18 protein-coding genes and 1 pseudogene are annotated in these 20,044 nt (G+C 63.1%); 4 read left to right on the top strand and 15 right to left on the bottom strand.

The annotated features are described in order from the left end of the window. Nucleotides 1-12: 12 nt before the first annotated feature. From ACVOKO_RS00410 to ACVOKO_RS00355, 12 genes and pseudogenes are all read right to left on the bottom strand, one after another. Nucleotides 13-810: a hypothetical protein gene (locus ACVOKO_RS00410; RefSeq protein WP_346496192.1), complete on the bottom strand. Its 798-nt coding sequence runs from the start codon at nt 808-810 to the stop codon at nt 13-15. 88 nt (nt 811-898) lie between these two features. Continuing rightward, nucleotides 899-1,885, bottom strand: a complete 987-nt coding sequence (locus ACVOKO_RS00405; protein WP_346496190.1) for an HAD family hydrolase — start codon at nt 1,883-1,885, stop codon at nt 899-901. 16 nt (nt 1,886-1,901) lie between these two features. Further along, nucleotides 1,902-2,321, bottom strand: coding sequence for a hypothetical protein (locus tag ACVOKO_RS00400; protein ID WP_346496188.1), 420 nt, complete (start codon nt 2,319-2,321; stop codon nt 1,902-1,904). A 28-nt stretch (nt 2,322-2,349) separates the two neighbouring features. Beyond that, a pseudogene (locus ACVOKO_RS00395) lies at nt 2,350-2,499 on the bottom strand (BamA/TamA family outer membrane protein); the annotation flags it as partial. Between the two features lie 635 nt (nt 2,500-3,134). Next, the gene (locus ACVOKO_RS00390) at nt 3,135-5,687 is read right to left on the bottom strand and encodes a hypothetical protein (protein WP_346496186.1); all 2,553 of its coding nucleotides are present in this window, start codon (nt 5,685-5,687) and stop codon (nt 3,135-3,137) included. 114 nt (nt 5,688-5,801) lie between these two features. After that, complete coding sequence (locus ACVOKO_RS00385; RefSeq protein WP_346496184.1) at nt 5,802-6,347, bottom strand: DUF4136 domain-containing protein; 546 nt, start codon at nt 6,345-6,347, stop codon at nt 5,802-5,804. Between the two features lie 58 nt (nt 6,348-6,405). After that, a complete protein-coding gene (locus tag ACVOKO_RS00380; protein ID WP_346496182.1) occupies nt 6,406-6,951 on the bottom strand; it encodes a hypothetical protein in 546 nt (181 codons plus the stop codon). 2 nt (nt 6,952-6,953) lie between these two features. After that, nucleotides 6,954-7,757: a DUF2092 domain-containing protein gene (locus ACVOKO_RS00375; RefSeq protein ID WP_346496180.1), complete on the bottom strand. Its 804-nt coding sequence runs from the start codon at nt 7,755-7,757 to the stop codon at nt 6,954-6,956. An 87-nt stretch (nt 7,758-7,844) separates the two neighbouring features. Continuing rightward, nucleotides 7,845-8,210 carry a DUF1622 domain-containing protein gene (locus ACVOKO_RS00370; protein WP_346496178.1) on the bottom strand — a complete coding sequence of 122 codons (366 nt, stop codon included), beginning with the start codon at nt 8,208-8,210 and terminating at the stop codon, nt 7,845-7,847. Between the two features lie 50 nt (nt 8,211-8,260). Beyond that, nucleotides 8,261-9,187, bottom strand: coding sequence for a formylglycine-generating enzyme family protein (locus ACVOKO_RS00365; RefSeq protein ID WP_346496176.1), 927 nt, complete (start codon nt 9,185-9,187; stop codon nt 8,261-8,263). Between the two features lie 149 nt (nt 9,188-9,336). Beyond that, nucleotides 9,337-10,017: a YidH family protein gene (locus tag ACVOKO_RS00360; RefSeq protein ID WP_346496174.1), complete on the bottom strand. Its 681-nt coding sequence runs from the start codon at nt 10,015-10,017 to the stop codon at nt 9,337-9,339. Next, nucleotides 9,978-10,400, bottom strand: coding sequence for a hypothetical protein (locus ACVOKO_RS00355; RefSeq protein ID WP_346496172.1), 423 nt, complete (start codon nt 10,398-10,400; stop codon nt 9,978-9,980). The genes ACVOKO_RS00360 and ACVOKO_RS00355 overlap by 40 nt, the downstream gene beginning before the upstream one ends. A 163-nt stretch (nt 10,401-10,563) precedes the next feature. On the opposite strand from ACVOKO_RS00355, the gene ACVOKO_RS00350 reads away from it, so the two are divergent. Further along, nucleotides 10,564-11,730: a hypothetical protein gene (locus ACVOKO_RS00350; protein ID WP_346496170.1), complete on the top strand. Its 1,167-nt coding sequence runs from the start codon at nt 10,564-10,566 to the stop codon at nt 11,728-11,730. A gap of 18 nt (nt 11,731-11,748) precedes the next feature. Here ACVOKO_RS00350 and ACVOKO_RS00345 read toward each other — a convergent pair whose 3' ends face one another. The 3 genes from ACVOKO_RS00345 to ACVOKO_RS00335 form a co-directional block, all read right to left on the bottom strand. Next, nucleotides 11,749-12,177, bottom strand: coding sequence for a response regulator (locus ACVOKO_RS00345; RefSeq protein ID WP_346496169.1), 429 nt, complete (start codon nt 12,175-12,177; stop codon nt 11,749-11,751). A 104-nt stretch (nt 12,178-12,281) separates the two neighbouring features. Then, nucleotides 12,282-12,959 carry a response regulator transcription factor gene (locus tag ACVOKO_RS00340; protein ID WP_346496168.1) on the bottom strand — a complete coding sequence of 226 codons (678 nt, stop codon included), beginning with the start codon at nt 12,957-12,959 and terminating at the stop codon, nt 12,282-12,284. 103 nt (nt 12,960-13,062) lie between these two features. Then, the gene (locus ACVOKO_RS00335; RefSeq protein WP_346496167.1) at nt 13,063-14,067 is read right to left on the bottom strand and encodes a helix-turn-helix domain-containing protein; all 1,005 of its coding nucleotides are present in this window, start codon (nt 14,065-14,067) and stop codon (nt 13,063-13,065) included. Between the two features lie 173 nt (nt 14,068-14,240). Between ACVOKO_RS00335 and ACVOKO_RS00330 the strand changes: the two genes are divergently transcribed. The 3 genes from ACVOKO_RS00330 to ACVOKO_RS00320 all read left to right on the top strand — a co-directional run bounded on the left by ACVOKO_RS00330 (nt 14,241) and on the right by ACVOKO_RS00320 (nt 19,926). Further along, on the top strand, nt 14,241-15,857 hold the full coding sequence (locus tag ACVOKO_RS00330) for a sensor histidine kinase (protein ID WP_346496166.1): 1,617 nt from the start codon (nt 14,241-14,243) through the stop codon (nt 15,855-15,857). 98 nt (nt 15,858-15,955) lie between these two features. Continuing rightward, nucleotides 15,956-18,277, top strand: coding sequence for a patatin-like phospholipase family protein (locus ACVOKO_RS00325; protein WP_346496165.1), 2,322 nt, complete (start codon nt 15,956-15,958; stop codon nt 18,275-18,277). Between the two features lie 128 nt (nt 18,278-18,405). After that, the gene (locus ACVOKO_RS00320; protein WP_346496163.1) at nt 18,406-19,926 is read left to right on the top strand and encodes an arylsulfatase; all 1,521 of its coding nucleotides are present in this window, start codon (nt 18,406-18,408) and stop codon (nt 19,924-19,926) included. The last annotated feature ends 118 nt before the right edge of the window (nt 19,927-20,044 follow it).

Raw genomic sequence — 20,044 nt, 5'->3', positions numbered from 1 at the left:
CTCTTTGAGTAATTACTCGGGAAACACCAAGGTGATGGTCACCCGCGCGGTCCAGCGGCTGGCCAGCGCCGGCCGTTCCACGCTGCAGTAATAGCCGCCGCCGATGCTGACCGGCTGCTTGCCGAACCGCAGCACCTTGGCGACCGCACCGCCCAGCGGTACCGTCCAGTGCTCACCACTGCGTGCCTCCCAGTTATACGAAGACTCCGATGAAAGCGTGAACGACCAGCCGTTGCTGAGCGCACGCGATACGAAGGGTTGCATGGCTGTGTTGCTCACATCCTCCCGCGCTTCGTGTCCACCAATCGACCAGACGTGATTGAGCAGCCCGCCCATGGTCCATTTGCCACGTTTATGCACCAATACGAACGCGGGCCCCAGCGAATATTTGCCGGTACCAAGACTGTCATGGTTGGCGGTGTCCAGCATCGCGGCGAAGCCGAAACCCAACTCGGTCGGGCGGTGCTCGCCGGCTTTGGTGGGTATGTAATAGCCCTGCACGAACAGATCACCCAGGCCCTGCTGGTGCTGCGGAAATTCGTTCCACTGGTAAGGCAGGATCGGCCGCAGCAGGAACTTTCCATGCTCACCAACGAACGGAATGACCGGCTGGATCTTTAACTGCTGGTTGTGCTGGCCCGTGCCAACCTCACCGAGGTAGTTGTACTGGAACGGCACCGAGACCAGCGCTGCAGCCGGGTCGGCCAGTTTCTGTGCAACGTCGTCGGTGGAGTGTGTGGCCGGCGCCTGCGCCGAGGCCAGTGCGGGCATCAGCAGCGCCGGTATCAGTGCTGGAAAGCAGATCTTCATGGTCGGTCCTGGATCAGCAGCGTTGTGTTTATCGCAGGTTCCTGTGGTTCTGGGCCAGCGCGTTTCTACCCGGTGCCGGGCAGTAAATCTACCTGTCGGGATAAACCTGCTTCCACTCGCTTTTCATATCCACCACCACCCAGTTACCGGCCGCCGCCGCAGCAAGCGCCTTGTCCAGGGTGCCAATCTTCGACGCGCGGTCGTAGGCCCACTCGCGCTTGCCATCGGTGTGATGAACCAGGCCGACAAAACGCGGCCCCGGCCCTGCTGCGGTCCACTGCAGCATCTCCAGATCACCGTCGGAGTTGCCGAAGGCAAACACCGGCCGGCGACCGATGAAGCGCTGGATGGCGACAGGCTTGCCGGCGTGGTCATCCACCAGGCCCACTTCCGCAAGTTTGATCAATGTTGGTATGCCGTCACGCAAGCGGTATGCAAGCTCGCCGTAGCTGCCGATCACCTGCTGCGGGGGAATGCCATAGGTCTGTGCGGCCCATGGCCGCATGAACTCCTGGCCGCCGCCAGAGACAATGTACGTGGTGTAGCCATGCGCACGCAGGTAGTCCAGCAGCTCGCGCATCGGCTGGTAGGTCATGTCGGTGAAGCGACGCTGGGTGCCTGGATGGCGGGCGTGCTCGCTCCACTCAAGCACCTGGGCGTGGAATTCATCCACGCTCATGCCGCTATGGGTGGCGGCCATCAGTTCCAACAGGCCTTTCTCGCCCGATGCCAGCGCGCCCTGGATGTCACCGGCCATTATCGAGCGGGTCGGGTCGGTGTCCTTCAGCTGCGGACGCTGTGCAGCTGTCGCACGTACCCGATCCATCAGGAAGAACATCTGGAAGTACACCGGCTGCTCGGCCCATAGCGTGCCGTCATTGTCGAAGGTGGCAATGCGCTGCGGCTCGGGCACGAAGTCGGCTGAACCTGCACGTGTGGTGGACTCTACGAATGCAATGATCGCCTTGCGCGACGGACCATCCTGCCAGGATGGCAAGGGCTCTGCAGCCCAGGCGCTGGCCTGCAGCAGCATTGCCGCCAGCACGGCGACACATCGCATCAGAACTGCATTCATCACGCTCTCCTGTTCCTCAGCGCCAGGCGCTGCCCATCTGGATGTAGAAGGTTTCGTCTTCCGGCCCCCACGCATAGTCGAGGCCGGCATACATGCCCAGTTGGCGCACAAGCAGATAGCGGAAGCCGCCGCCTTTGCTCACCTGGCTTGCGCCATCCCTGAAGGTGTTGTGACGGCCCCAGGTACGGCCGGCACCCACAAAGCCGACCAAGGCCCAGCGCTGGCTCAGGTTCCAGCGCAGCTCGGTCTCCACGGTTGCCGCGCGGCGGTCCTGGTAGCGTGCCGAGCCAATGCCACGCATATCGATGTACGGCAGGCGGTAGAACGGTACATGGCCGTCCGCCCAACGCAGGTCCGCACGCAGGCCGAGCACCGTGCTGCTGCCCAGCGGCAGATAGCCATAAGTGGCCCCGATAACTCCGGAAGTCGGTGTCACTGCCCAGCGCCTGCGCATAGGCATTGCCTTCCACCGTCGCCAGCCAGCCGCGCGAAGGTGTGAAGGTGTTGTCGCGGCTATCGTATTCCAAGGACAGGCCAAGCCCTGAGGTCTTGCTGGCCAGTTCCTTGTCGCTGAAGAAATCCCGGTCACTGTCGGTCTTGAAGGACAGATCCATGTCCATGTAGATCCAGGCCAGGCCCAGGTACAGATCGCGTTGACCAAGGCGCCGGAACACTTGCTGGAACGAGGCGATGCCGTCGGTGTTGTAGCTGATCCGGGTTGGCGGCAGCAGCCGATTGCCTGGGCTGTGGAAGTCCAGATTGACCGATGTCTGGCCGATCCCGCCGCGATAGCGCCAGCGGTCCTCATCGAAATGCAGCTGTGCGCCAGCGGCAAACGCCTTGGTCCCGTTGGAGGTGCGCATCGCCATGACGCCATAGATATCCGGTGCCATCATTGCCGGCTTTTCGCCAGCACCCGGCGTAGCTGCTGCGTGTGCATGGGGGCGGAAGAAGACCAGCGCGACACCACCACCGTTGCCCACCGCCGGGTCGGTAATGATCACCGGCACCGGCAGAAAACCGCCCTTGCGCTCCAACAGCCAGCGCGAAGCATCTATCTGCCCGTCCTTCGGGTCATGCATCAACTCCCAGAAGCCGGGCTTCTCAGCACTCACGGCAGCCGCGTTGCCGGCTGTGTCTGCCGCTGCAGGCGTGGGCTGCAGATCCGCGGCTGCCGCCGACACTGCGCAACTACCTGCAAGCACCAGCGCAGCAAGCCGCAGGTGGCACGTTGGTCCGTTTGCGCGCATCAGTGACGGAATCCCCCACCCTGCAGACGGCCGCCGCCCAGCGCCGGGCGGAAGCCACCGACCGGGCGTGCGCCACCACCGCCGCTGCGCGGCATGTTGACCCGCGTGGGTTGGCGGGCGTTGATGCGCTCGTCGCCCCGCTCACGCGCAAAGCGATCACGTTCCAGCGATTGCCGGGTCTGTCCGCTCAGGTTCTTCGAGGTGTCAGGCCGGGTTACCTGGCTCCAATCACCGTCGTTGTAGTGATAGACATGACCGTCGCGACCGGCGTAGATGTTGTCGTTTACATCCACCACGCCGCCGTGATGCAGCGCACCGGTGTCGGCGTTGTAATGGAAACCGCCCGCACCCTTGGCCTCATCACCAGCCCGATCGTGGGTATCGAAGGCAGCACCACCTGCGGCCCCATGCGGCCCCGCCGCGATGCCGCCAGCCTCCTGCGTCACCCGCCCGCTGCGATCATTGATGACCGTACGCGCGCCGCCGGCCGCCGCGCGGTCGGTATAAGGATTCACTGCCGCCGCACCGCCACCTGCCACCACCCGCCCGGTCTGCGGGTTGTAGCGGATGCCTTGTGCAGCGGCGGTGGTGGTGCCGGTATAGGCATTGGTATTGATGCCGGCGCGGCCAACGCCACGGCCACCGGTCACCTCGTTGTAGAAGCCGCCGCGTGCCGCGCGGCCGACATTGCCGGTCCAGGGGTCAGCCCACGCCGCGGCGGTGCCGCGTACGGCGGCATTGCCCCAGTGCCCGTAGACATTCCACGCTGCAGCACCACCCTCCCACCAGCCCCATGGCGTGGCTGGCCCGTACCACGGCCCCCACCACGGGCTGTAGGGACCATACCAACCGTCATACCAGCCCCAACCCCAGCCGAAGGTCCAACCTACCCAGGCGTTCCAGCCGAAGTACACGCCCATGCCATAGGTGAGCGGGCAACCGTACCAATAGCTGCCCACCCACGGGCGGCACGGATAAGCGGTGCCGTACACCACCACGTTGTCAGCCACCACGGTGCCGTAGTAACCCGGCGTGTAGCCGACCTGGACCTCATCATTGTCATGCGCGTAGATACGCACGTAGGTGACGTAATGCAGCGGCGAGCGGGTGGGAATGCTGTAGATCACCGCCGGCACCGACGTCGCCACTGCCCACGGCCCGGTGGCGCTGCTGGCGGCGAACCAGATGCCTTTGTCCACTGCGTAGTACTGGCTGGCGTCCACGCGCAGGACTGGCGTGGCGGTATTGCGTGCGTACTGCAGCTTGGTGCCCTCGACTGGCGCAAAAATCGGCGCACCGTCGTAGGCAACGTCAAGACTGACGCCACCGCGCTGCACACTGGCCGTCTGCGGAATGCTGTTGGCAATGAGTGCTTCACGTGCCTCCGGGGTTCCGGCAATGGATGCCAGCACGCCGCTCTTGGGGTGGTCGGGCGGGATCTTCGCAAACCCGGCCGGCAACTGCCGCGAACCAACATAGGACCACGGCCCGTGACTGCTCTGCGCACTGAACCAACGCCCGGACACCAACACATACCAGCGGTGCCCGGCTGCCGCGTCAACGAATACATCGGCGCCGGTGTTGGTGACATAGCTCAGCTGGGTGCCTTCGATGGCGGCAAATTGGGGGTCGCCCTGTGTCGTAATCAGTTCGGCGGGACCCGTACGCACATGGACGTCCGGCCATTGGCCTGCGTCGAGCATGCTTTTCAACGCTGCCGGCGGCTCGGCCATTGCATCTACCTGACGGCTGTCCACTGCCGCCTTGCCGGCCTGCAACAGGCTGGGATCGGGCGCCGCTTCGGGGCTCCAGGGGCCGCCAAGCGCGGCATCACTGGCCCACTGCCCACCCAGGCCCAGGTAGTAGCGCCCTGCCCGCTGCAACAGCAGTGAACGGGTGTTGATCACCCGTTGCACGCCGCTTTCAGCGGTGGGTTTCAACACCGGCTTGCCGTCCACCAGCACCAGCACTGCAGGTTTGGTGCTGAATATGATGTCGGGTGGATCGTTGCGCACCGGTTGCGAGGGCGTCGGCGCGCTGGCGCCCACAATGGCAAGCGCTGACTCCAGCTGATCCAGCGACACCGTCAAGGTTGGCGTGGTCAGCAGTTGTTTGCGTGCTGCGGACAGATACGCCGCCTGGCGATCGGTCGCAGTCGGGAAGTTGGCATTGCTGATCTCGATGTTTGACAGCACGGTGGCGCGCGCTTGTTTGTCCACCTGGGTGTGTGCGCTGAAGTCAACGGTGCCGTAGTCAGTCGTTGGCTGTGGCTTGCCATCGCTGCCGGTGTGGTTGCCGCTGTCTACCGACATCACCATACGTCCGCGCAGGATATCGCCCTGCCAGGACAGCAGCTGCGGCTGGTGCAGTTTGAAGCTGATGCCCTCAGCCGAATAAGCACGCGGGAACGGGCGCGCATCCACATTGTCGGTGGTGATAGGCCGCGAAGTCGGCGACGCCTGCCCGCCGCTGTTGGCCAAACCACTGACCGCCAGCAGGGCCAGCAGCACGCAGCCTGCTGCGTTTTTTCCACCAAGCCATGCGCTGCGCATATGCCACCCCTTACGGACGTTCCGATGCTGAAAGGCAAAACGGCGCGGGCCCAGAACCGGCCAGGGGCCAGTGGGGAGAGGGCCAGGCCCGCGCCAACACAAACCTGCCGTGCTTCAGGGTGTTGCCGAACCCGGTGGGAACTCGGCAAACATCTTGTTCAAACCGGCTTCAACCGCTTCGTTGACCTTTTCCGGCGAACTGGGAACGGTGCCACTGGCCGTACCGCGCCAGACCGCCTGCTGCGTACGCGCATCGAACATGTCCAGCACCAGTGTGCCCACGTCATAGGTATGGACCGTGGTGGTTGCCGAGCCCATTCCCATTCCTCCACCCCAACCACCACGCCAGCCCCAGCCGCCCATGCCGGTGCCGGAGTAGAAGGTATCCAGGGTCTGCTTCTGCGAGGTGGCCACATGTGCTGCCAGCGCTACATCGCCGCTGCTTTGGCCTTGCTTCCAACCCTTCGCGCGCAGCCGCGCGTCGACGCCGTCGACAATCCGTTGCTGCACCAGCGGCGCGACACCGGACGGCTTCTGCGCCCAGTAATACGAGTGGTAGGACGAAAAGTCTGCATTGCTGGCCTGGTCGGTCTTGACCGTAGGCGTTGACGTGCAGGCTGCCAGCGTGAGTGTGGCCAATGCCATGGCGAGGATCTTCATTGCTGTTCTCCAGTCGGGGTTTTGCCGCTGCCTGCGCTGGCAGGCATGCGGAATGCGATCAGCGCGGAGGGTTGACGACGATGTACTGCACGCTGGTGCCGTAGTACTGCGGCTGGTACCAGGTACTGCCGCATTGCTGGTAGGCAACGCCATTGATGACAGTGGTCACGCAGTTGGGTTGCAGCGAATCGACAATCGAACCGATCACCGCAGAGGTAACCGCAACACCGGCCGTCACTGCAGCAGCAGTAGCGAACGGGTGGTCATCCCAGTCGTTCCAGTGGTCGTGGTGGTCGTCATGCACATTCACATCAACGTTCACGTTGCGGTTGATGTTGCGGTTGACGTCACGATTGCGATTGATGTTGGCATTGCCGTTATGGTTGATGTCGTGGCGTACTGCCGGGCCGTTGGCCTGCCGGTTGTGTACCGGGCTGGTGGCCGGACGGTTGATGCTGGTCCGCGCCGTGGCGCGGGCACCACCCTGATGCCCGCCCGGTCCGCCACCTCGTGCGGCCTGCGCATCCAGCGCCGTGCCCATCGCCATTGCAAGCAACAAAGCCGTCGCCGGCAGCAGGAAGCGCCGTTCAATGATTGCGTGCATGTTCATTTCTCCCCCGGCTGCATGGCCACTGCATCCACCACCAGAATGCCGATCCGGGCGGCGCCCTGCGGCGGTGTGAAGGTGAATGACGCTTGGTTGATGGGAGCACGGACATCCCACTTCAGCCGCGCGGTATACGCAGGCAGTGCTGCGTCATCCTGACTGATGATGACGATCCTGCGTGGCAGGTGATCGTCCTGTCCGATCCACAGCTGCCAGTCCACGTCGGGCTGACGGAAGGCGTATTGATCGACAGCGGCGCCATCGACGCTGGCGGTGCCAACATGCACTGCCGAAGTAAGCACATTGTGCGGTGGCGTGGCGCTGCCCCATTGGAAAAGATCGGCCAACGGCAGGTCGATGCCGTACTCCGTCCATAGCTTCCCGGCCAGTTCGCTCAGTGTCGCATCCACATCATCGACGCTGGCGTAATACTTCAGCCGCGGCGAATACAAGGTCATCGTTTTTCCGTCATAGAACAGCTGACGATGGGTTCGGGCACTGTCCATGTCCACGAACAGGTGCCTGGGTGGCTGCACCTGATAGTTGACCCGGCTGTCGAGCTCGATTTTCTGACCGCTGTCGAGCACAACTTCGGTGGTGGCGTCCGATACCAGTGTGAACTGCTTGAGCGCTCGCAATGCTGCGCCCATTCGCTCCAGCGCAGCGACCGCCCCGGCATCCACTGCGGCAGGTGCAGCCGCTGCAGCGCTCGCTGCCTGCTTGGCGGCCTGCGAGGTCAGCGGTAGCGCTGCAAGCAGCAGCGCACTGCCGGCGACGAAGCCATATCGCTTTATTGTGTTCATCTGTTCTGCTCCGATTGCATGGCTCGATGGAACACGCCGGCTGGCGGCGGCGCGCGTGTCACTTTGCAGGCCACACCCGCACTGGCCCTACTCCGTCTCCAATGCCGGGCCAGGGCGCTTCCGCGCCCTGATCTCGGCGATGTCGCGCTCCAGGAAGTAGTTGAGAAAGGTGCGGATCAGGGCTACCGCGCCCAGCTGCGCAATCGCCTCCCAGGTGGGGACGATTGATGACTCGATGACATCGGCGGCCAACTGGAAGGTGAGCCCCGCGACCAGCCAGCGCCCGTAGTCCAGCCACACCTGACGCGCCTTTTCATGCGTATCCGGCTTGAACACCTGCACGACAACCCGCACGAAGGCAACCACCGTGGCGAAGCAGATGATCAGCGTCGCCATCAGGTCGATGATGTCCACCGCCGGCTCGGACATCAGCATCAGCCATTGCCGGATCATGTCCGTACCCTGCACTGCAGCGCTTGCGATGGATGCATTCGCATGGCCGCTTATCCACGCACCACGCAGCGGAAACCGAGATGCGAGGTCGCTGTGTCGATGCACTGCGCCATTCGCGCTGCGGGCCGGTAGCGCCGGCAATAGCTGGGCGCGCACAGATGTGAGCCGCCCTTGGTAACCCGCCGTGGCACCACGATGGGGTTGTGCGGATCATGGCTGTGCTCGCGCTGCCCGCCGCGCGGGTTGTCGATGGCACAGCAGGGTTTGCCCTGCAGTTGGTGCTGGGCGGTGTACCAGTCGTCGGTCCACTCCCAGACATTGCCGATCATATCCAGCAGCCCGTAGCCGTTGGCAGGAAAGGCACCCACCGGCGAGGTCCACTCGTATCCATCGTTCTTGTCATTGCGCCACGGGAACTCGCCCTGGAAGGTATTGGCCATGTAGCGCCCTGCCGGCACCAGCTCATCGCCCCAGGCAAATTCACCCTCCGTCCGGCCCCCGCGCGCAGCGAACTCCCACTCCGCCTCGCTGGGCAGATGCTTTCCCGCCCAGGCGGCATAGGCGGCAGCGTCTTCGTGCGCGACGTGCACAACCGGATGCAGATCCATCCCATCGATCGAGCTGCCCGGGCCACGCGGGTGGCGCCAGTCCGCGCCTGCGATGTACTGCCACCATTGATAGTGATTGGAATGATCCACCGGCCCCGGTGGCGGCACGAACACCACCGATGAGGGCACCAGCATTGCCGGGTCCGCGCCGGGGTAGTCCTCGGCATTGGCTGGACGTTCGGCCAAGGTGACATGCCCGGTAGCCTCGACGAACTGCCGGAACTGGTAGTTGGTTACCGGGCTGGCATCGATGCGGAACGGCGCAACCCGCACTTTGTGTGCAGGCCGCTCCTCCGGATAGTGATCGTCCGAGCCCATGACGAACAGACCGCCTGGAATCGATACCGGCACCTCATTGGCTTGGCACATCCATATTCTCCCGGTAGGTCGTTGCCATGGTTCCGCTGATGGTGCGGAACCGTGCCTTTGCGTCTGTCAAATACATCCGGCGACTGCCTACCCAACCCGCGCAAAACGCTGCATGCACCGCGTGCCAAGCTGGCCAACGTACGCTTCGCTCAGGCGAACGGCGCCACGTTGAACACCATGCTGACGATGGCGAACATGCCCAGCAGCCACAGCAAACCGGCCGTAATCAACGTGGCGGAGATCGGGTAAGGGCTTTCGCCATGCAACAGCCCCTGCTGCACCATTGTCTTGCGCTCCCGCCGCAGCGCCTTCATGAAATTCAGCTGATAGATGATGCCCAGCGTCAGCGCCAGAATGCCCAGCCCAACCATCGCCACCCCGAAAGTGCGTGGCGCATCGGACGCGATACGCACATCCGGCGCATGTACCAGCTTGCTGAATACCTGGAAGATCGTGAAGCCAAAGCTGATCAGTGACAACGCCGTCCGCATGATGGACATCAGCGTGCGGTCGGCACTCATGCGCGTCCGCTGGAACGACATTCCGGTGCGGCGCATCGACATCTCGGTGCGGTCGTCGGACAGATCAGTTCGGTACTCGGACAGGTCGGTGCGGTGTTCAGACAGCCCGGTGCGGTGATTGGACAGCCCGGTGCGGTAGGCAGAATACGCAACCGAGGCCTGATCGCTGTTTTCGTGATCCACCTCCGGCACCGGTGGTATCGGCTGCGCCACATTGCGGTCCGGGCGCGCATGCTGTTCGGCGTGTGGCGTCGCTTTTTTCCGGTGTTTCATGGATTCCTTCCATCTTCTTTGCGGGCGTTCCACCATTTGGCTACGCGCGCAACCGGCCCGCGCAATACCAGGTACGGAATGAATGCCAGCAAGACCGCCAGCACGAAGGTCTCCAGCGGATACTTGAAAGCGCCGTAGACCTTGAACTGATAGATCACATCCATCACCACGCCCAACAGCAGCACCCGGGTGACGGCGGTCACGCCCTCGCGGAAGGACCTGTTGCGTTCATCGTGCGGTGCGGACAACAGCCCTGCCATATACGGCGAGCGGCCGAGTTTTGCGTCTTTGATGCCGTCATGCAGCGCCGCCAGAAACGCCATGGTCGGCTGCAGGAAGAAGCGGAATGTCATCGGCCCATCGGTTCTTCCGAACAGATCGCTGGCGAATCGATGCAGATACTCCAGAAAGCCATCCACGGCCCGCACTCCTTCGACTGAGTGGCCAGCATGGAGGCGACGGAAAGCGCGCACAATCGCGATTACTACTGATGCTGGCCCAGTATTTTTACTGCTGGCCCGGCAGTGGACGATCACTAAGCTTGTTCTCCCGCACCAGACGGTCGCGAAGAGCTCGCATACGATGACATCCGACGACCTGTCGCTGATGCGTGGCGGCCTGATCTACCGGACCATGCACTGGATCGGCCTGCTGCGCAGTCGCCTGGCGTTGCCGCCGCTGATAGCCGCCGTACTGGTCACCGTGGCGTGCCTGCCCTTGGTACTGGCCTGTGCATGGGAAGGCACCCTGCTACCGGGCAGAGTGACAATGCCGTTGATCGCCGACGCCTCGGTGTATGCCCGCTTTGCACTGGCCCTGCCCTTGCTGGTATTGGCCGCCGCGCCGGCCGACCGCCTGCTGCGCAGCGCGGTACGCCAACTCAACCGTGCCGGATTGGTGCCCGCCAACCAGCATGCTGCCTTCGATACGCTGGTGGCGCGCGCCCGCGCCCTGCGTGACTCGCATATCCCGGAGTGGCTGTGCCTGCTGGTGGCGCTGGCGCCGGCCGTGCTCAGCCCACCAGTGGTAACCGAGCTTACCCATATCAGCGGCTGGCACGCCCAAGCCGACGGCAGTGCGTCGCTGGCTGCGTGGTGGGCCTGGTGGGTATCACTGCCGCTGTTTCACCTGGTCGGCTTGATGTGGATCTGGCGCTTCCTGATCTGGACCGTGCTGCTGTGGAGATTGACCCGGCTCGACCTGGACCTGCGGCCGCCGCACCCGGACGGCGCAGGCGGCATCGGCTTTCTCGGCTTCGCGCAACAGCGATTCTCGGCGTTGTCGCTGGCCGGCGGCATCGTGCTCTCGGGCAGCTGCATCAATCATTTCATCTATGCCGGCCAGACCCTGGCCGACGTGCACTATCTGCTGGCGGCCTATATTGTTGGCTCGGCAACACTGCTGCTTGCCCCGCTCGTCCTGCTTGCCCCGGCATTGATACGTGCCAAGCGCCATGCCCTGCTCAAATACAGCGCACTTGGCCACCGCGCCATCCGCAGTTTCGATCTGTACTGGAAACGCGGACAGCCGGACGAGGATGCGTCCAGCCTGCTGGACAGCCCGCAACCATCTGCTCTGGCCGACTTCGGCAGCGTGTACGCCAGCCTGGCGAAGATGTCATTGGTGCCGATATGCCGCGGCAATATCCTGTGGATGCTGTTGTCGGCAGCGGCTCCGCTGTTGCCACTGGTGTTTTTGGCCATGTCGGTTGACAGCCTGGCAAGCAAGCTGGTCTCGATCCTGTTCTGAGCATTGCGGCACCGCGCCTCAGCCCAGGCCGTTACCATGCTCGGCATTCATCCGTTTGACGATCGAGGCCGACATGAACGATCTGCCGGCAAGCACCTCGCGCACACCCAGCAACAGTTCTTCGCCGGCGTCGGCCTTCAACACATAGCCGCAGTGCCGATGACCCATGGCCCGCTGCACCAGCGCCGGGGCATCGTGCACGGTGATGAACACTACGTGGGCGATCACCCCTTCGGTGAGCAATCGTTCGGCAGCTGCCAGTCCATCAAGGCCAGGCATGGTGATATCGGTCACCACCACCACTGGCTTCAGTTCACGCGCCATGGACAGCAGGGAATGCCCGTCCTGCACCCAGCCAACTACCTCGAACTCGCTGGCAAGCAGCAACTGCAGCGGCCGGGCTACCGCCATGCTGTCTTCTGCCAGCAGTACCCGAATCGACTTCATTGTGTTCACCGACGCAGCCGTCGTCGACGCGATGTTGGCCCTTGCCTGCCATGGCTGCCACAGGAAAAAGACCCGCCACCGGCAAGTAAAACTACTTGCCCGGCTCAGGCCAACTGGCGTTCATCGTCGCGGAAGGCCTTTATCAGGCCAAGCTGATGCGCCCGACGTACCAGCTCCAGGGTTCCATGCACACCCATCTGCTGCATGATCGCGTATTTGTGCGACTCCACGGTACGTACCGACACACCCAGCTCGTAGGCGATCTGCTTGGAACGCAGCCCCTGGGCAACCCAGTCAAGGATGCGCCGCTGCTTGTCGGTGAGCACGAAGCGCTCGCCACGCCCGGACGAGCTCAACGCCATCGCGGCCAGCCCCGCGGTCAGATATACCCGCCCGGCCATGACCTCGTTGATCGCGTGCAGCAACTCCTCGCCGGCGGCGGCTTTCAACACATAACCGCCGGCACCGGTACGCAATGCCTCGGTCACGATCGCGCAGCCGTGATGCATGGACAGGAATACAAAGGGCGTAGTGTTGCCCTCGGCGCGCAGCTGTCGCATAGCCTCGATGCCGGTCATTTCACCCATGCTGATGTCGGTAACGATGATGTCGACACCACCTGCGCGAACCGCGCACAGTAGTTCTTCGCCGGACAGGACCAAGCGCACATCATCGAAACGATCACGCAACAGACGTACCACTCCCTCGCCAACCATCGCGTGATCATCGGCAACCAGCACGCGCAGCGCGGAGTGGGCACCCTGCAGTGAGGATGTTTCCATACATGCACCTCGACCAGGTAGAGGAACGCAGAAAGCCGAAAGCACTGCCCAAGGCAGTGCAATCGCTTCCATGTAAGCCGCACTCTATTAGGACAGTGTGTAGTTAATGTGAAACCCTGCCTTTCCTGCCCACACCGAGGGTTTCGCTGGGGCTTTCACCGAACAGCTGCCGGTATTCACTGGCGAAGCGGCCAAGGTGCGAGAAGCCCGAGCGCAGGGCGATCTCGGTAACGCCAATGCGCGGATGGTCCAACAGCAGCTGCCGGGCCTGGTTCAACCGCGCAACCTGATGCCAGCGCTTGGGCGTCATTCCGTAGACGTCACGGAACACCCGCTCGAGTTGGCGCTCGCTCATCGATAACGCAGATTCCAGTGCACGGCTGCTGAACTGCTGGGCATCAGGGCTGCGCAGATAGGCTTCGGCACGCTGCAGGAAGCGCTCGCGCTGCTGCAGCCTGCCTATCTGCCGACTGCCCTCATCGGCGCCAGCGGCGCGCTCCAAGGCATGCACGAATGCATCCAGCAGCAACTCACCCAACATTCCGGCTTCGGCCACCGAGGTCGCCGGGCCCCACTGCGATGCCCGTTGCAGCGCCAGTTGCACCCGCAACCGCAGCTTCAGGTTCCGGTCCGCAGTAAGCGGGCAAAGCCGCCAGCCACGCTCAGGTAACGGCAGTTCGCGTTGCAGGCGCGAGTACACGGCGGCCTGCAAGGAACTGCGTGGGATTCTCAACACCACCCATTGCCACAGCGGCGAAACCGATCGCACCGCCAGCTCACGGTCTTCGGCAAAGACCATCAACTGCCCTTCCACAACCCGCCGGCCATTGAGCCACATCGGCTCGCCGCAACGGGTGGCAAGCGCCAGGCCCATCATGTCGGGGGCGAACATGCCTTTGGCCAGCACCGGCTGTGTATAGGTGCCGCGGTCCAGGCTGAAATCCGGGAACACCATGCGCTGCGCACGTGCCCGGAAATAACCTGGACCGAGCAGGCGCTGCTCGAACCGGCTGTCCTTGACCACTCCCATCAGCGCTTCCGGATCAAAACCGTCTACCTCCAAGCAGCCGTAGTGCATGCCGTGGACTGCGAGAATCGGGGTTTCCATCGCTCACCTGTCGGAAAGTGGATAGCGGTTTGGATTCATGCGCCTTACAACAACTGCTGAAACGGGGGCGGGATCCGGGCTCCCATCGCCGTTCGCAAAGCATGCCGCTTTTTCAACGGCGGCTTAGCTTGTGCGATGCAGCGGTGGCGCCATGTGAAGATGGAGCTGCTTGCATGGGCGTGCGTAGCGTTTTTGGGCAGTTGTCACAATTGGAGTCGCATCGCGCTACCACCCGTTTCGCGGGCATGGCGGCCATTGCTGCAGCCGCTCAGCTGGTGTCGGTGGAGCCATGGATTTCCTCCAGCGGCTGCCATGCGCTATGGCTGCCAGGTGCTGCCCTGATGTGCGCCCTGCTATGGCGCCCTTACAGCGAATGGCTGGCCTGCTTCGCCGGCACCCTGCTCGGCTGCGTCGGCATACTTGCCCTGCGCGGCGCAACGGCCGCTGAGACCACAACGCTGATGTTTGGGTTGTTGTTGCTGGTCACTACTGCCACCTTGTTGATACGCCAGTTCGGCCTGCTGGACGCGACCAGGGTGGACTTCCCGCAGGTGGCCACATTCTGGGTGATCGCGGTGCTGGCGCTGCCGCTGACCAGCACCGGCTGGACCTTGCTGGTGCTGCGCAGCACCCTGCTGCCCGATTTTTCCGGCACGTGGCAGAACCTGCTGCTCGCCAACGCCTTGCCCTACCTGCTTATCGTGCCGACTTTCATCGCCTTGGTACGCATGCACCGGCGCGGCCGCGCCAACCGCATGTTGTCGCCACCGCGCGCGTTCCTGGCGTTGACGATGTTGCTGTTGCTGTGGGTCGCCTGGATGTTGCCCTGGGCTTCACCGATGGCTGAGCCCTTGCTGATGCTGGCATCCACGCTGATGATGGCGTGGTTATTGCTGGTGCTGGGGCCGGCAGGGGCGTTCCTGGCATTGTCTTGCTCCACCGTGCTGTGCATGGCCATCAGCAACCACGGCTGGGGGCCGTTGGCGCTGGGCGACGGCGCGCGCACCACGCTGGCAGTCCAACTATGGGCGTTCGGTGACGGCATCACCTTGTTGCTGCTGAGCGTACTGGTGGAGCAGCGACAAAGCGCACGCAGCTCGCTGCAGACGGCCAGCACCCGGTTGGCCGACATGACCGCGCAGATGCTGCGGGTGCAGGAGGAGGAACGCACCCGCATCGCGCGTGATCTGCACGACGACATCAATCAATCCCTGGCCGCGATCTCCATCCAGCTCAGCTCGCTGAAACGCGCCGCACCGGCCGTGGCCCGTGAGCAGATGGAAAGGTTGCAGGAGCAGGTGCTCGAGGTGTCCGGTGATGTCCGCCGGCTCTCTCACGATCTGCATCCCAGCCTGCTGCGTTACACCACACTGTCCAGCGCACTGCGCAGCCTGTGCGGCAGTTCTTGTCGGCATGCCAATACCCGCGTCCATTGCGACATCAACGACGAAGACGTTCTGGATGAGCAACAGAAGCTCAATCTGTTCCGCATCACCCAGGAAGCAATCCACAACGTCAACCGTCACGCACATGCACGCAACGCCTGGGTTCGCCTGCAGTTCGCCGGTGGTCAGGGCCTGCTCGAGGTAGAAGACGACGGTGTGGGCATTGACGAGAATGGCCCTGGCCTACGTCGCGGCCTGGGCATGATCAGCATAGAAGAACGCGCGCGTCTGCTCGGCGGCAGTTCGCACCTGCAGCGCGCCGGCGAAAGCGGCACCTTGCTGTCCATTGTGTTCCCCATCCGGCGGCAGGCGCTGGTCGATTCCCCGGCCCACGGAACTACCTGACGCGGTCCAGTAGTTTTACCGCAGCCGGCGGTGTTCGCGCCCCGCACAATGACCGCCAGAGCGTTGCCCCAAGGCAACGACATGCGCGGGAATATCCCATGCCCTACCCCAGGCTCACGCATCGTGTGCTCCCGCCGGCTGGCAACCTGGCCGCTGTATGGGCGCGCGCCTGCCAGTGTGCAGTGCCCTTGCTGCTTGCCCTATGGCTTTGCGGCACCGCCAGGGCGCAGACAACCGCCACCGACAGCGACAACACCAACGCTGCCGCACAGACGCAGGCCGCCACGCCATGCGTTGGCCTGGTGCTGGGCGGCGGCGGCGCGCGCGGTGCGGCGCATATCGGCGTATTGCAGGTGTTGGAACGCGAGCGCATCCCGATCTGCCAGATTGCCGGCACCAGCATGGGCGCAATCGTGGGTGGGCTATACGCCAGTGGCTACACCACCGACGAGTTGCAGCGCCTGATAGAAACCCTGGACTGGGCCGATCTGTTCGTCGATGACGCACCCCGCGTAGATCAACCAATGCGGCGCAAGGACGCAGACTTCCGCTATCTGCTGAACCTGGAAGTAGGCCTGCGCGATGGCAAGGTGGTGATGCCCGGCGGGCTGGTGCAGGGCCAGAAGCTGCTGCTGTTGCTGCGGCGGCTTACCCTGTCCAGCTGGGACCAGGATGATTTCAGCAAGCTGCCCATTCCATTCCGCGCCATCGCCGCCGACATCGGCAATGGGCAGCGGGTTGTGATGCAGCAAGGCGACCTGGCATTGGCAATCCGCTCCAGCATGTCGGTACCCGGGGCTTTTGCGCCACTGCGGGTGGATGGTCACCTGCTGGTGGATGGCGGCATGGTCGACAACGTACCGATAGATGTAGTGCGCGACATGGGCGCACAGCAATTGATCGTGGTTGACGTCGGCTCGCCGCTGCACCCGGAAACGGCACTGACCAACCCGGTCGCGATCATGGACCAGATGATCGGTGCATTGATGATCGAGAAGACCCAGCGACAGCTCGCCACGCTTACGACAGACGACGTACTGATCCGCCCTGAACTCGGCGACCTGACTGCTGCCCAGTTCGATCGCGGCAAGGAAGCCATTGCCGCAGGTGTGGCAGCCGCCGAGGCGGCGCTACCGCAACTGCGGCGGCATGCCGTGGATGAAAGCCGCTACCTCGCCTACCGCGGGCAACAGCGTAGACGTGCATTCGACCCAGGCTTGATCAGCTTCTTGGAAGTAGCACCGAGCCAGTCCACCGCCGCCACCCAACGTGTTCAACGCGCGCTGCGCGAAGAGGTGGGGAAGCCACTGGATGTGGATCGCCTGCAGCACGATCTTGGCGTCGCCTACAGCGCCAACCGCTTCCAGCAACTGGATTACCGGCTGGTGCAACGCGATGGCGAACGGGGGCTGCAGATCGTGCCCACCGACCGCCCCTGGTCGGTGTTCGGAAAATTCGGCTTCCAGCTCAGTGACAATTTTGCCGGCCGCAACAGCTACATGATCTCCAGCGAACTGACCGTCGTCGATATCAACCGCTGGGGCGCCGAGTGGCTGACGGTGCTGCATGCCGGCCATATCAGCGGCCTGTACTCGGAGTTCCACCAGCCACTTGGCGGTGGCATGTTCTACCTGCAACCCAGCCTGCAGGCTGAAGCTGAAACCCTGCCGCTGTGGGCGGGCAGCCAGCAGATTGCCGAATACCGCATCAAGCGGCGCGGCTTGGGCCTGACCGTCGGCTACACGCCCAGCCCGACCTTCGCACTTGACGCCGGGCTTATTCGCGGCCGCGACAGCAGCGATCAACTCGTCGGCAACCCGCTGGACTTCCGCCGCGACAAGCAGGACTTCGCCGCGCTGACGTTGAATGCCACCTGGGACTCGCTGGACAGCATCAACTTCCCGACCCAGGGTTGGCGCTTCAATGCCGACTATGAAATGTACCGGCGACAGCTGGGTGCCGATGTGGAGGGCGACGTAGTGCGCCTGACCGCCGATTGGGCGCATGCATGGGGCCGCTACCACCTGTTGCTCGGTGCGCACCTGAGCAGCGCGGTGGACGATGATCATTTTTTTCGGGCGCAGAGTTTTCTTGGCGGCTTCCTGAACCTGTCCGGTTACGACGAACGCGCCTTGTTCGGCAACCAGAGTGCGCTGCTGCGGGCGGTGGTGTATCGACGCACCGGCGATACCACACGGTTGTTTTCGCTGCCGTTGTATCTGGGCGCGAGCTTGGAGACAGGCAATGTGTGGCTGACCCGCGCCGCGATTGATGCTGACAACCTGGTGCTGGCAGGCAGTCTGTTCGCTGGCGTCGATACCCCCTTGGGCCCGATGTTCCTGGCCTACGGCATCAATGACGATGGCCAGGCGTCGTGGTATCTGACCTTCGGCTCGCTGCTGCGGCCAATGGGTAGATGACACTTCCATGATGAGCGACCCTCGCGATCCGGTACTTTTACTTAGTCAGGCCCAGTAAGTTCTCTACTCCGGACCGGCGCTGCAACCCGGAAGATGGGGAACCCTTCCCATGCAGCCGAGGCAGTGCAATGACTACCAAGCGACCCAATATTCTGGTGATCTGGGGCGATGACATTGGTATCTGGAACCTGTCGGCCTACAGCCGCGGCGCTATGGGCTACCGCACCCCGAACATCGACAGCATCGCCAAAGAGGGCGCGATATTCACCGACCACTACGCCCAACCCAGCTGCACAGCCGGGCGAGCGGCCTTCATCACCGGCCAGTTGCCGATACGCACCGGCTTGACCACCATCGGTCTGCCCGGCGCGCCACTCGGCCTCAAGAAAGAAGACCCCACCTTGGCCGAGGTATTGAAGCCGCTGGGGTATGCCACCGGTCAATTCGGCAAGAACCACCTTGGCGATCGCAACGAACACCTGCCCACCGTGCATGGTTTCGATGAATTCTTCGGCAACCTGTACCACCTCAATGCCGAGGAAGAGACCTCCGACGAAGACTACCCGGACAACCCAGCGTTGAAGAAGGAGCTGGGCCCGCGCGGTGTATTGCACAGCCACGCCAGCACCGATGACGATGCCACAGTTGATCCGCGATTCGGCAAGATCGGCCGCCAACGCATCAAAGACACCGGCCCACTGACACGCAAGCGCATGGAGACGGTGGACCAGGAGTTCATCGACGCATCGTTTACGTTCATGGAGAAGGCGCAGGAAGAAGGCAAGCCATTCTTCATCTGGTTGAATACCACGCGCATGCATGTCTTCACCCATGTACCGGAAGAATACAAACAGCAGGCGAAAGCCTTCACCAGTTACAGCGACCTGCATTGCGCCGGCATGCTCCAGCACGACGAGCAGATCGGGCTGGTGCTGCGCAAGCTGGAGGAAATGGGTATCGCCGACGATACGGTGGTCATCTACTCCACCGACAACGGTCCGGAACATTCGACCTGGCCGCACGGCTCCACCACTCCCTACCGCAGCGAGAAGATGACGACCTGGGAAGGTGGCCTGCGCGTGCCGATGATGGTGCGCTGGCGCGGCCACATACCCGCAGGCCGCGAGCTCAATGGCATCCACTGCGGCGAAGATGTGTTCACCACCTTGGCACACATCGCTGGTGCACCGGATATCCCGGCCAAGCTGGCGGCCGGCGATAAACTCGGCGGCGAGATCAACCACCGCTGCTACATCGACGGCCTGGACCAGCTCGCCTATTGGACCGGGAAAACCGAGACTTCTGCCCGCCACAGCTTCTACTACTATTCCGAATCGCACCTGCAGGCGATGCGCTGGAACCAATGGAAGATCCACTTCACGGTGCGCGATGGCTACTACGGCAGCGCCAAGCAGCTGGAAATACCGTGGTTGTTCAACATCCGCCAGGATCCGTTCGAGTCCTACGAGCAGGCACCGGGCCCTCGTGCGGAGCAGTCGCAGCACAAGAGCGGCATCATGAACATCATGCTGCATGAAATGCATGAGCATCTGCGCACGTTCAAGGATTACCCGCCGCGCCAGGAAGCCAGCAGCCTGAACATCGATGAGATGATCAAGAAGATGGCAGAGAGCAAGCTGGGGCAGTAAGCCGGGGTTGCGATGCAGGCCTGCACAGACGCGGCAGGTAGTTTTACTGCCGCGTTTCTGGTTTTTTTTCGGATTTCCGGCGGCGACGCCGATTGTAGGCTTTGGCTTATTACCCCGG

It is taken from the genome of Stenotrophomonas sp. STEN240 (assembly GCF_056756175.1).
The sequence above is the reverse complement of the archived record's forward strand: the minus strand, read 5'-3'. Positions and strand labels throughout refer to the sequence as shown.

Excerpts from the sequence above, each read along its gene's own strand:
- ACVOKO_RS00410 (WP_346496192.1), bottom strand. The coding sequence starts at position 810 with ATGAAGATCTGCTTTCCAGCACTGATACCGGCGCTGCTGATGCCCGCA.
- ACVOKO_RS00325 (WP_346496165.1), top strand. The coding sequence starts at position 15,956 with ATGCCCTACCCCAGGCTCACGCATCGTGTGCTCCCGCCGGCTGGCAAC.
- ACVOKO_RS00365 (WP_346496176.1), bottom strand. The coding sequence starts at position 9,187 with ATGTGCCAAGCCAATGAGGTGCCGGTATCGATTCCAGGCGGTCTGTTC.
- ACVOKO_RS00340 (WP_346496168.1), bottom strand. The coding sequence starts at position 12,959 with ATGGAAACATCCTCACTGCAGGGTGCCCACTCCGCGCTGCGCGTGCTG.
- ACVOKO_RS00320 (WP_346496163.1), top strand. The coding sequence starts at position 18,406 with ATGACTACCAAGCGACCCAATATTCTGGTGATCTGGGGCGATGACATT.
- ACVOKO_RS00380 (WP_346496182.1), bottom strand. The coding sequence starts at position 6,951 with ATGCACGCAATCATTGAACGGCGCTTCCTGCTGCCGGCGACGGCTTTG.
- ACVOKO_RS00335 (WP_346496167.1), bottom strand. The coding sequence starts at position 14,067 with ATGGAAACCCCGATTCTCGCAGTCCACGGCATGCACTACGGCTGCTTG.
- ACVOKO_RS00345 (WP_346496169.1), bottom strand. The coding sequence starts at position 12,177 with ATGAAGTCGATTCGGGTACTGCTGGCAGAAGACAGCATGGCGGTAGCC.
- ACVOKO_RS00350 (WP_346496170.1), top strand. The coding sequence starts at position 10,564 with ATGACATCCGACGACCTGTCGCTGATGCGTGGCGGCCTGATCTACCGG.
- ACVOKO_RS00385 (WP_346496184.1), bottom strand. The coding sequence starts at position 6,347 with ATGAAGATCCTCGCCATGGCATTGGCCACACTCACGCTGGCAGCCTGC.
- ACVOKO_RS00375 (WP_346496180.1), bottom strand. The coding sequence starts at position 7,757 with ATGAACACAATAAAGCGATATGGCTTCGTCGCCGGCAGTGCGCTGCTG.
- ACVOKO_RS00370 (WP_346496178.1), bottom strand. The coding sequence starts at position 8,210 with ATGATCCGGCAATGGCTGATGCTGATGTCCGAGCCGGCGGTGGACATC.
- ACVOKO_RS00390 (WP_346496186.1), bottom strand. The coding sequence starts at position 5,687 with ATGCGCAGCGCATGGCTTGGTGGAAAAAACGCAGCAGGCTGCGTGCTG.
- ACVOKO_RS00330 (WP_346496166.1), top strand. The coding sequence starts at position 14,241 with ATGGGCGTGCGTAGCGTTTTTGGGCAGTTGTCACAATTGGAGTCGCAT.
- ACVOKO_RS00405 (WP_346496190.1), bottom strand. The coding sequence starts at position 1,885 with ATGAATGCAGTTCTGATGCGATGTGTCGCCGTGCTGGCGGCAATGCTG.
- ACVOKO_RS00360 (WP_346496174.1), bottom strand. The coding sequence starts at position 10,017 with ATGGTGGAACGCCCGCAAAGAAGATGGAAGGAATCCATGAAACACCGG.